Source organism: Natrialba aegyptia DSM 13077 (assembly GCF_000337535.1).
GTDB classification, from domain to species: domain Archaea; phylum Halobacteriota; class Halobacteria; order Halobacteriales; family Natrialbaceae; genus Natrialba; species Natrialba aegyptia.
This window is the reverse complement of the sequence record NZ_AOIP01000023.1, coordinates 1-10,874: the sequence shown is the minus strand read 5'-3', so window position 1 is coordinate 10,874 and position 10,874 is coordinate 1. Positions and strand designations below refer to the sequence as shown.

Here is a 10,874-nt window from a genome sequence, read left to right as displayed (position 1 = left end):
TCAGTGTGAGCGTCGTTGCCGTGCTCCTCCGGAGTGAACGTACTCGGGACGCTTGCAAGATCACTGTAATTCCCAGAGAATGTGTCTGAAGAGGTGACGTAATCCTCAGTGTGAGCGTCGTTGCCGTGCTCTCCAACCCCCTCGAGTTCGCCGTTCTCGTACAATTCTCGGATTTTAGCGTTGGTTGTTGTCATCTTCGATCACCACATTAGGCCGAGAGCGGGTCAGCAAGGCCGGTGATGAGCGTCCCGGCCTGCATTTCCTTGATCTGGAAGTCCATCTGTCCTTCGAGCCAGTTACGCGAGTGGAGCCGGTCCTCGTGAACCTTGTCCGTGTCGGTCGTCTGGTCGAGTTCCATGCCCTCGAACAGCCCGTATGCGAGGTTGTCGGGGTCGATGAACATGCCGTACTCAGTCGGCCAGCCGTTGACGCCGACGATGTCGTACGAGAACGGCGTCAGGTCGGAGTCGCCGAAGATGACTGCGCTGCCGAGCGGGTCCTCGCGCTCGGTGAGGTCCATCGCGTACTGCTGGACATGGTCGGGGTTCAGCAGGAACACCGTCGAGTCGGTGTCGCGGTACCGCGAGTCCAGCGTCTGAATGGACCTGTTGAAGACGCTCGTGTCGATCGCCTGTGCGTTGCCACTGCCGTCGGTGTTGTCGACCTCCGGCATGGACCCCGCGTCGGCGGTGGCCGTGTCCTCGAGGCCGAGGCGGGTGCTGTCGCCAGCGTCGTCGACGCTCTGCGAGTCGCCTTCGGCGCGGGCGATCCAACCGTCCCACGTCGAGTCGAGCGCTGCAGCGCCGCCGATCGACTGCAGGTTGCCGCTCGAGGCCCCGGCGCGCATCCCGATCAGGGCGGCGTCGTTGGCCCACCGCTCGACGAACTGGTCGACGATGTAGTCGCCGAACTGTTCGGGCCCGTAGTGGGTGTTCTTCAGGGCGTCGCGAAGCGGCTCGACGAGGATGTAGTAGGACTTGTCTGTCGCGTTGAACTTGACGTGCCCCGACTCCGCATCGGACGAGGACGTCCGGCTGCCCTCCTCGTCGCGCGTGCTGCCCGAGAGCATCGGGACACCGAACTGCGGAACTTCCTGTTCGAGTCGCTCGAGCGTCATGGTGTCGGACCGCCCGAGGAGATCGTTCGACTTCTGCACTCGCTCGAGGAACTCTTCGGTGACGTCACTCGGCAGCTGGAAGCCGTCGAGTTCAGCCAGGCCGACATCCTTCTGCGCCGCGCCGGCGAGTTGATTCTGCTGTCGGACTACGTCGATAGTGTTGGAACTCATGATAGATTCCCTCGTTAGGAGAGGGCCCCACCGAGGGCCTTCAGACCGCCTTCGTCGTCTCCACCGTCTTCGCCCTCGCCAGCCGCGGCCTCGAGTTGCGTCGAGACGCCGGACTGCTGGGTGATCGTGTCGAGGCGCTGCTCAACCTCGTCCACACGGGCAGCCTTCTCGTTGAGGTTCTCGATCGCTTCCGCGACGCTGACGTCGTCGTCGGCTCCGAGGACTGCCTTCGCGGCGTCCTCGCGGACCTCGTACGTCTCGCCGTCGATTTCGATCTCTGCGGTCTTTGCCTCCGGCCCCGTGAGGGACTCGGTGAGGTTCTCAACCGCCTGCGTCAGGTCGTTGATCTGTTCTGCGTTCTGCTCAGCGAGGGACTTGTCGTCGTCCTCGCCGTCGGGGTTGTCAGTCATGTCTGAGTCTTTGTCGTCCGGCGTGTCGCCGCCGGCGGCGTTGTTGATCGGCGATACGTCTGTCTCCTCGTCGTCCTCGTCGGGGTCGTCGAACTCGCGGGCATCGTGCTCAGAGAGGTCGAAGTCGACGCCGTCCTGGTCAGTGAATCGGGTCATGCCGTGCTCGACGCCGGCGTCCTGCAGGATGTCGAGATTCGCGTCGACCGCCGCCATCGCCGACTCACGGTTCGAACTCGAGAGGGTGCGCCCCTCCTTGGCGGTGCCTCGGGGATCGGTGTCGGGTGTCTCCGAGATGTTCGCACTGCCGTCGCCAGTGAACGCGTCCACTGCAGCCTTGCCGATCCGCTCGAGGAACGACATCTTTCCCGGCTCACTCGAGCCCTCGGCTTCGACCGCCTCGCTCATCACGTCCCAGAGGCGTTCGGCGTCGTCCTCGGACCAGTCCGGGTTCCGCGCCAGCGCCTCCTCGACGAACCCGTCGCGGTCGCCGAGGTAGTCGCCCAGACGCTTCTCCGTGGCTGTTTTGGTCTCGAGGATCTGGGCGTCGGGGACGGCAGGCACGTCTACCGCTGAAACTTCTCTGATAAGTCCTGAGACGAGTTCCCAGACGAGCGCTTCGTCGGGGATCCCGTCCGGAACTTCGATGTCGTCGACGTCGCCCTGTTCGTGCGGGCCGTTCCAGTCGACCTGAATCGCGCCGATTGAGTAGCCCGCGAGGAGGCCGTCATCAACGACCGACCAGAGGCCGTCGTCGTTGAAGCGCCACTCTTGGACCCACGCGCCGGCCTCGACGGTCTGGCCGCCGATCTCCTCAGCCTCGTCGAGAACTTCGCTGCGCTCGAGTTCCATCCAGCCATCTGGGAAAACCGAGTGCATGATCCCGCCGCCCGCTTCGTCGGCGTCGTAGAACGCCTGGAACTGATCTGCGAACTCGCGGATGGTCTCCTCGCGAGCAAAGTCGTTCTGGAGATCGACTTTGTCTGGCACCATCACGATGCCGGCGGCGATCTGCTCGTCCGCGTCTTTCGAGGTGAACGGGACGTCCTTGCGGAACTGCTCGCCGCCTGCTTTCGTTACTGGGGGCATGTCTCAGCCCTCGTCATCTTCGTCGTCGTCGGCGTCCGCGTCGGCGTCCTTGAGTTGCCGGGCTCGACCGGTGGAGAGGACGCCACGCTTCTCGCCGCGCTCTTTGTTGCTGTTTTTACTCATAGTCACAATGCCCGGTCGAGCCTTTCGTCCAGGGGAGTCGGGGCGCTCCCTGGGTCATCGGCAGTGTCGCTAAACTTCGGAGACGTCGCCCTCGTGGACGTACACGAGGATGTCAGTCTCGGATGCCATCACGCAAACCTCGAATCGAGATGGGCGCTATGGAGCGAGGTGTGCGCTCCGACAGACTTGGCCTCGGCATACTCCGAATCGCATACCGGGCAGGTATCTGGTTCGTACATAGTCAGATCGAAGGAATGTCGTCCGGCTCCTCACCAGGCTCGGGTGCTGGCCCTTCCGGAAGCCTGGNTCGTGATTTCTACATACCCATAACTGAGGCGAATATTATCATAATGGTATGAGCCAGCGCTCGAAGCGCTGGTCAGACTGGACCACTCTGATTCGGGGACGTCGACGTATGCGTACAGGCTGCTCTGGCCTTCGTCCCGTAGGAACGACAGGGATAGCTCCTGGTCATCGTGATCGTAGAGTCCCTCGTCCAGATTTGAACTCGAGAACTGTGTCTGATCGATCTGCTTGGTCGCGAGTTCAGGTTCGACGTCGGCCCAGTCGCGCTCGCCGATCTTGTTGGACTCCGGCGGCAGTTGGGCGTCGACGTCGTCGGGTGGCTCGCCCGGTTGATCATCGGGCTGACCGGTCGGGGCACCACCGCCGATGTCGGCGACGAGCGTGTCACCGTCGATCGGGTGGTCATCGTCGAGCGGTTCCTCGCCGATCATTTCGAGGGCCCGGTTGACCGGGATTGCCCCGTTGACTGCGTTGATCTTCCGGCGGGCGACTTCGGCGTCCTCCTTGGGCTGGTCGGCCCCACGGAGCTCGAACTCGAGGGTCCAATCACGAACATCGAACGCTTGCTGGTGTAGAGTCTTGTAGAGGCGCTGTGCGAACTTGTGCTGCTCTGGTTGGATGACCTCGAATGCGAAGTCCCGGTCCTGTTGGTCGGAGTTCGAGTAGTTCGCCGATTCGGTGTTCCCGATCTTGATTGGCGGGACCTCCAGCACCTTCGCGATCTCCGCTTCGTTCTTCTCTCGGAAGGCCTCGAACGACATCTCCTCGCTGATGCCCTGCCCCAGTGGTTCGAGTTCGATCTCGACGTCCTCGTCTATCTGCGTCTGGAACTTGTCGACCTCGAGGATGACCGTCCGGTGGGACTCCTCGCGAAGCCCGTTGAGCATCTGCCGGAGGTCGCGCTTGGACTCCTCAGTTAGCTCGCCGCCTTTGACCTTGATGGCGAACCGCGGGATCGTGTCGTTGTCGAAGAAATCGGCGTTGTAGTCCTTCGCTGCCTCGTCCGCCGATATCGTGCGGATAGCGCTGACCCAGTCGGGGACGCCGTAGTCGTCCGAGAGCGGGTTCGGGTTCGTAACGAAGATGAGTTCGTTCGCCGGCGCGTGATCGAGGTTCTCGGCGCTGTCCTCGGCGACGTCACCCGTCTCGCGGTCGACGAACACGGGCGTGTCGCGGTATCGGTCGCCCGCCTCGCCGAAGTAGCGCCGCCGACCGTCGCGTTTCTGGACGTAGCCCCGGCTCGCGAGTTCAGCGTCGTCGGAGTCGATGAAGCGTCCCTCTTCGGGATGCCGCGGCTGGTCGAATCGGCTCTGGGGCTTTCGAACGCGGACCGTGTTCGCCGGCACATGCGCGAGGCCGACCGGCTCGCCCTCGAGGTTCGTCAAGATCTCGAGGCAGCACCAGCCGATCAGGTGGTAGTCCTGGCGTGCGAGTTCGAGGACCTCTTCGGGAGTGGCGGGCTCGGCTGTCTGCCGGGCCTTGGTCTGCCACGTCGAGTCGATCCCGCGCCAGAACTCGCGGATGGTCTTACGCTCTTCGTCGCTGGCTTCGTCCTGGTCGATGTCCGCGTGGGGGACGATCGAGAAGCCGAAGCCGACCTCGTACCGAGACTTCTTGCGGATGCCGACCGCGAGGGTCTCGTTCAACTCGATGAACGAAGCCAGATAGTCGGGGTTGTACGGCGGCTTGATCCCCAGGTTGAGCGACTGAACTCGTCGGTCCGGGAGTTGCGTCGAGTTCTCGGCCTTCGAGAGTGATTGCTTGCCGCCGACGCCTTCGACGTTGACCGATACCTTCGTGTCGTCCGCGGTGTTCTCGCTCATAGATAGCTCACTCCTGAATCATCAGAATCCTGATCATCATCCAGTGCTCCGCTGTCCTCAAGCCGCCGTATCCCCTGCTCAGCCATGTACCACGACGCGATCAGGTCCGGCGTGTGGCCCTTGAGCTTGCCGTCGGAGAGTTCGAGTGACAACATCGCCTGGACGAAATCCTCAGTGCCGTCGTGGCCACGGTAGAGTTGGAGCCCGCCGTTCTCGACGAGCGTCCGTAGGCGCGGGATGCCGTTTTCCCAGCTGTGCTTCTTGCCGGTCGTCGGAATCCCGACAATCTTCGACATCATCGATGAGGAGAACGAGATTGCGTGTTCGCGGATGTACTGCTGGACACCGTTGTCCTCGATAACTATCACCGCAGGGTCGTACCGGTCGTCCAGGTCGAGCATCGTCGCCTTGACGTCCGACGGCTGCATCCCCTTCTCGGCGATCGCGTCGAGGAGCGTCCGCCGGCCGTCGCGGCCGACACGCCACGCAGTGAACGCTGCGTTGTCTCCAGTCGGTGAGGTAGCCGGGTCGTGGGCCACGATCGTCGCCTCGCCAGCGCCGGGCGAGAGTTGCCGCGGCGGTGACTGTCCACGGATCGAACAGCCGCCGTCCTTGGCGAGTTCGTTGACGTCGGATTCGTCGACGAGGTTGCCCGACGCTCCGCGGATAACCAGGCAGTACTCTCGCCAGAACAGGTAGTCAGCCATCTTCGACCGCTTTCCGGCGAGCCATTCCGCGCCTCGAGCCTCCGGCCACAACGCGTGCATTGTCTCGCCGGCGGCCCACGGATTCTCGACCTCAGTATAAAAACTCGGGTCGGGCCGCCGAGAACCCCAGTCGTCATCGTTTCGAAATTCCTGATCCCAGACGTCGAGAACGGCGGGGAACTCGCGGAGAGCGTAGCCCTCGTAGTCGCGGTAGTGGCTATAGATGTCGTTTGGGCGCTTCCGAGTCCCAACCATCACCGTCCGCCCGTCGTCTTTCACCATCGGCTGGGCGACGCCGTCGACCCAATTGAGGACCGTTTGCGTCGAGCCGTCCCCCTGTTCGGAAATGATGTCGTCGAGGATGAGCAAATGCGCCCGTGCCCCTTCAATCGAGCCTTTCAACCACCCAGTTTTCAGACTCGAGCCATTGGCGAACTCCTTCGTTTTCTTCGAGTCCGTCTCACGCGGTTTGTTGAGGTTCGTCAGCCACGGGTTTCGATCGATGAACTTGTTCAACTCGGCGTCTGCCTTCTCAAAAGCCTGCTCCTGCGTGTTCATCGACCAGATGACGCGGTAGCCATCCAGATACTCGAGGCAGGCTATCGCGAACGCGGTGATGATCGTCGTCTTGAGCCCGTCGCGGTGACAGAGGAGGATTAGGTCACCGTCGGCGTCGGCCTCGCCAGCGAGGTGGCGCAGCCACTCGCCGTGATGGTCCCCGAGTGGGCTCCACCCGTCGTACTCGTCACTGATGTATCCGTAGGTGAGTTCGTCGACGAACTCCTGCCACGGACACCCATCGAACGGGTTCAGCGCCTCTCGTCGTGCCGCCGGACTCGAGACGGCGTCGGCGAACTCGTCAGCCGTGCTCATAGATCAGTCCTCGTCGCTGGACTCGCGTCGGTAGCGAAGGAACTCGCGGACGTCGTCGGTGTCGACGTCTGGGAACGAGTGCTCAGTCGTCTGGTCGACATCGGCCTCGACCTCGTGGCGCTCCGTTTTCACGTAATCGTAGCTGCGCTCGAGGATGAACTCGGGCCTGTCCTCGGCGACCCGCTCGACGAGCTGCTGCTCGCCACGCGACCGGGCCTTCTCGAGTTCAGCATGGAACTCGTCGTTGTCGTTGCGCCACTCGCGAAGCGTCGAGACACCGACACCGGCGACGCGAGCGATGCCCTCGTACGTCAACCCGCGCTCGGCGGCTTCGATGCAGGCTTCCCAGTTGTCCTCGAGTTCGGACGGTCGCCCCTCCTGTGGACGGCGACGCTCCTCCTCGATCTCAGTGTGGTGGTGGCACCGGCCGTCCGACCTGGTGCCGGGGTTCTTGCACGTTCCGTCGTCGTTCGTGTCCGCTCCACACAGTTCGTCGTCAGTCATGGTCAGTCCCCTCGGTTGTCCCGCGCCTCGAGATAGCCCTGCACGAGCGCCGCGTAGTCGATGGCCTCCGACCCGATCGCGGCCAGCGCCGGGACACAGATAGCCGCGACCAGCGTCGGATCAGCACCAAGGTAAAGAGCGTACAGCGCGATAGCGGACATGGCGACGATGACTAAGATGCTGCGGATGATCTTGAGAGTCTTCAGCATCCTCAAATCACCGTCGCCGTCTTTTGCGACGTCGCGGTACTCGTCGACGAGAGCGTCCACGTGATACCACGTCCTCGGGCGGGGGGTCTGGCGGGGAGTGTGCGTACTCATGATGCATCGTGCCCTCCGTTCCTGGACCGGCTCATCGCGAAATCAGCGCTCCCAGACACAGCCCCAGTGCAAGCCCTCCGATGAGATAGTGAGGCTCGGATCGAAGGTCCTCCACGATCCCGTCGTCCGACGGCGCGAGTTCACGATTGACTCCGAACGCGATTGCCAGCAGCGCCGAGACATATCTGAACTCGCCGGTCGTCGCCGCAACCATCGCGACTCCGATCCCGATGCCGGCCGCATGTGATTCCGCGTGCCAGCTAAATGCGCCGTCACGCTCGTAGCTATCCTCCGATGGTGCGCCGGCTTGCCGAATCAGTCGGACCAGCCGGCTCAGTACTGTTGGGTCGTCAGTCATAGTTACTCGTCGAGGTCGCAATCGCAAGGCCGCTCATCAGCGGGTTGGTAGAGACGTCCACACGCGCGGCACTGCTCGAGTTCAGCGTTCGGTTCGTGGGGCTTCATCTATCATCTATCAGACGTTTAAACGTCATCGGCCGGCTGTCGCCGACGCCGAACGCCCAGCCGAGGGGCTTGCGCTCGGAGACATCCGGCGACCCCAACCGCTCGATGAACTCCGATCCGGGTTTCGGAGACGGTGCCGAGACGACCGGGTAGCGGTTGAGCACCCAATCGAGCGACGGCGTGTGATAGTGGCCGCGCATCGCGATGTCGAAACGGTGGGCCTCGCGCCAGCCGCGCCAGTCGCGACTCGAGGCCGCCGTCTTGTCGACGTGTGTCTGCCCGTCCTGTCCGTGGCGGCAGTGCACGCGCCACCCGCGGACCTCGGTGTTCAGGTGGTGGGTCGCCTCCGCAACCTCCATCGAAACGTTATCGACGGCATCGCGTCGAAGGGCGTCATCCAGCCAGCGATAGGCGATCAGGTCGCAGTTCGCTTGCCGCGAGACACCCGACGCGCGCACCTGGCCGTGGTTGCCCAGGACGCAGTGGATGTGCAGCGTCTCGAACGCGTCGGCGAGCGTGACGGCCAGCTCGTACAGCGCCTCGACCGACTCGGTCACCTGGTCGGCCAAGAACGCCTCGAGGTCATGGACCTGCCCCTCGTAGATCCCCTCGCCAGTGACCATGTCACCCAACAGGAACAGGTGGGCGTCGTCGAAGCGCGTGTACTGCTCCTCGAGGCCGCGGATCTGAAGGCACTTCTCCGTGAACGTCTCGACACACGCGCGGGCCGTCTCGACATCGTAGACCACGTTGCCACGATCGTCCTCGACAAGGTCGCCGAAGTGCAGATCCGAGAGCACGGCGACGAACGACTCGACTCCCGGGTCCTCGTGCGCCGGCGTCTGCAGCGGGTCGGTCCGACGCAGTCGGCGGAGCAGTACCGATTCCTCCGCCTCGATCAACTCGTTCGCCTCGCGGGTCTTCGTGCCCTTGTGCTTCGTCGAAACCCGGCGAAGCTTCGGTGCACGCTCGTCTGCGAGGAACCACTGATTCGCCTCACGGTCGTACTCGAGGCCGATGTCCTTGTCACGGATCGCGTTGCGGATCGATTCGACCGACGTCGTCTCGATCCCAAGGCGGTCCGCGAGGGCCGGCGTCGAGGACGGGAGATGGGCGATGAACTCTTTCTGCCGCGCCGTCAACTCTGGTGTCTCTGCCATCTGTCAGTCTCGGAAATCGTCAGGATTCGTCAGCGCCATATCCATCGCAATCAGTGCATCCACCCATCCCGCCGCATACTCAGCGCTCGCCTCCTCCAGGCGGGGGTCCTGAAAGAGTGTCTGACGAACGCCCTCCACATCGCCCGCTGTGATATCCTCCACGAGTTCAGACTCCTGAAGGCAGTCCGAGTGCGCTGGCTCACCAGCGACCGTCCGAACCGGATCCTGATCGACAATCGGGGTCTGGCAGACGTGACATACCAGGTCAGTCATGCTCGCACCTGGTCGCGATCGTCATTGCCAGCTGCGGCAGCCGCCACGATTCCAGCGTCGAGTGCCGACGCCAGTGCCCGGTCGACGTTGCCGTGGTCACGATAGTGACTGAGTGCGTACATCACCGTCTCCTTCCGGCGGACCGTGACGTCCTTCTCGGCGAGCGTCGCCAGCGCCGCCTTGACCAGCGTCTTGAACTCGTCCTCGGCCACGGCCGTCGGATCCCAGAGGCGCTCGAACGCCCCCTCGACGCCGCACTCGCAGAAGACGCCCTTCTGCTCCGAGACGCAGTCGGCCGGCCCGTAGCCAACCGACGTCCGAGTCTCGTCCCGCGAGAGGTGCGAGTCGAGTTCAGTGACGAGTCCGCCGCGGACCGGATCGATGCGTTCGACTCGGTTCTTTCTGAGGCAATTGCTGCAGACGTCGCTCGCGTCGAGCAGATGTTGGGCATAAGGACCGTCCATTTTCAATCCCTCCGAGGAACGACGGGGACACCTTCCCATCTTGAGTGGCACTGTTGACACAAACTGATGAGATTCCCCAACCGATTCGCCTCTTCGTGATTTTCGACACCGTACTTCCGAAACGGTCGGATGTGGTGAATGTGTAGTTGTTCACCTCTTTCTTGTTTGTGCTGCGTCTGGGTCATCCCACAAACTTGACACTCATAATCGTCGCGCTCCAACGCCTTCTTGCGCTGCCTCTGGTACGATGGGCCGTAGTCGTCCGTGTGGCCACCTTTGTAGTTGCCGTTATCTTCACCCACGTTCCCGAAACCACGCCGTGGGATGTCGTGTTTGATTAAATATTGGTGGACGGTCCAAGCACAGACGTCGAGTTCATCAGCGAGTTCGTGTGTTGACTTCTCCTTGGTGAGATATTCTTCTCTTAACTTCTCACCGTCTTTCAATGTGTCACAGACAGCATCTGTCCCGCCCGGACCCCTCGTTGGTATCCCGTGCCGCTTGAGCCATTTGCTGACCGTCGAGACACCACAGTCGAGACGGTTCGAAATCTCCTTCGTAGAGAGTTGCTCGTCGATATACAGCCGGCGGAGTAATCCCTCGTTCCGCCAGGGGGGGTCGATCTTGGTGGTGCTGTAAACTGATGTCATCTATAGCTATCCGTCCCCGACTTTCCGGGCGGTCATATCGACCCTGAGGCGGCGGCATCATCGGGCCGGAGCCCTCCGCGCTGACCTCGAGGCCGGCGGTCGCCCGCTATACCCCACGCTGGCGTGGGGTTGTGTTATCCCATTCTACTATCGCAGATGGCATAAACGTTTCCCTTGGAACCCACGGTTAACAAGGGCACCGTGGCCAGGTGAACTCGTGACGAACTGCATGGCCGCTCCGCCGAGCTCGGAGTGCGTGGCCGCGGCTGGAATCTCGCGGGCGTGAGTGACGCCGAGAAGTTATCGGCTTGTCCAACCCTCTCCCACTCTACGCGCGCGGGCGCGAGGAAGGGGGGAGGGGGTCCAAAATCGACCCCCCCCCCTCCAGAATGGGCTGGAAGGGTTGGACGGGTTGGACAAAC

General features: G+C 62.7%; 12 protein-coding genes. All 12 read right to left on the bottom strand.

All coding sequences use genetic code 11. The annotated features are described in order from the left end of the window. Positions 1-194, bottom strand: a 194-nt coding sequence (locus tag C480_RS23005) for a hypothetical protein (RefSeq protein ID WP_006665546.1), incomplete at its 3' end; no start/stop codon positions are given. Between the two features lie 14 nt (positions 195-208). Next, complete coding sequence (locus C480_RS10245; RefSeq protein ID WP_006665545.1) at positions 209-1,288, bottom strand: P2 family phage major capsid protein; 1,080 nt, start codon at positions 1,286-1,288, stop codon at positions 209-211. A 14-nt stretch (positions 1,289-1,302) separates the two neighbouring features. Beyond that, positions 1,303-2,784, bottom strand: a complete 1,482-nt coding sequence (locus C480_RS10240) for an XkdF-like putative serine protease domain-containing protein (RefSeq protein ID WP_006665544.1) — start codon at positions 2,782-2,784, stop codon at positions 1,303-1,305. 392 nt (positions 2,785-3,176) lie between these two features. Continuing rightward, positions 3,177-5,036, bottom strand: coding sequence for a phage portal protein (locus C480_RS10235; protein WP_006665543.1), 1,860 nt, complete (start codon positions 5,034-5,036; stop codon positions 3,177-3,179). After that, positions 5,033-6,616 carry a phage terminase large subunit family protein gene (locus C480_RS10230; protein ID WP_006665542.1) on the bottom strand — a complete coding sequence of 528 codons (1,584 nt, stop codon included), beginning with the start codon at positions 6,614-6,616 and terminating at the stop codon, positions 5,033-5,035. The genes C480_RS10235 and C480_RS10230 overlap by 4 nt, the downstream gene beginning before the upstream one ends. Positions 6,617-6,619: 3 nt before the next feature. Further along, positions 6,620-7,120: a hypothetical protein gene (locus tag C480_RS10225; protein ID WP_006665541.1), complete on the bottom strand. Its 501-nt coding sequence runs from the start codon at positions 7,118-7,120 to the stop codon at positions 6,620-6,622. A 2-nt stretch (positions 7,121-7,122) separates the two neighbouring features. Beyond that, positions 7,123-7,389, bottom strand: a complete 267-nt coding sequence (locus tag C480_RS10220; RefSeq protein WP_241433813.1) for a hypothetical protein — start codon at positions 7,387-7,389, stop codon at positions 7,123-7,125. A gap of 82 nt (positions 7,390-7,471) precedes the next feature. Further along, positions 7,472-7,798: a hypothetical protein gene (locus C480_RS10215; RefSeq protein WP_006665539.1), complete on the bottom strand. Its 327-nt coding sequence runs from the start codon at positions 7,796-7,798 to the stop codon at positions 7,472-7,474. A 103-nt stretch (positions 7,799-7,901) separates the two neighbouring features. After that, positions 7,902-9,065 carry a hypothetical protein gene (locus C480_RS10210; RefSeq protein ID WP_006665538.1) on the bottom strand — a complete coding sequence of 388 codons (1,164 nt, stop codon included), beginning with the start codon at positions 9,063-9,065 and terminating at the stop codon, positions 7,902-7,904. Positions 9,066-9,068: 3 nt separating this feature from the next. After that, positions 9,069-9,338, bottom strand: coding sequence for a hypothetical protein (locus C480_RS10205; RefSeq protein ID WP_006665537.1), 270 nt, complete (start codon positions 9,336-9,338; stop codon positions 9,069-9,071). Beyond that, entirely contained in the window at positions 9,335-9,802 is a 468-nt protein-coding gene (locus tag C480_RS10200; RefSeq protein ID WP_006665536.1) for a hypothetical protein, read from the bottom strand. The genes C480_RS10205 and C480_RS10200 overlap by 4 nt, the downstream gene beginning before the upstream one ends. Positions 9,803-9,804: 2 nt before the next feature. Beyond that, a complete protein-coding gene (locus tag C480_RS10195; RefSeq protein ID WP_006665535.1) occupies positions 9,805-10,452 on the bottom strand; it encodes an HNH endonuclease in 648 nt (215 codons plus the stop codon). Positions 10,453-10,874: the final 422 nt, after the last annotated feature.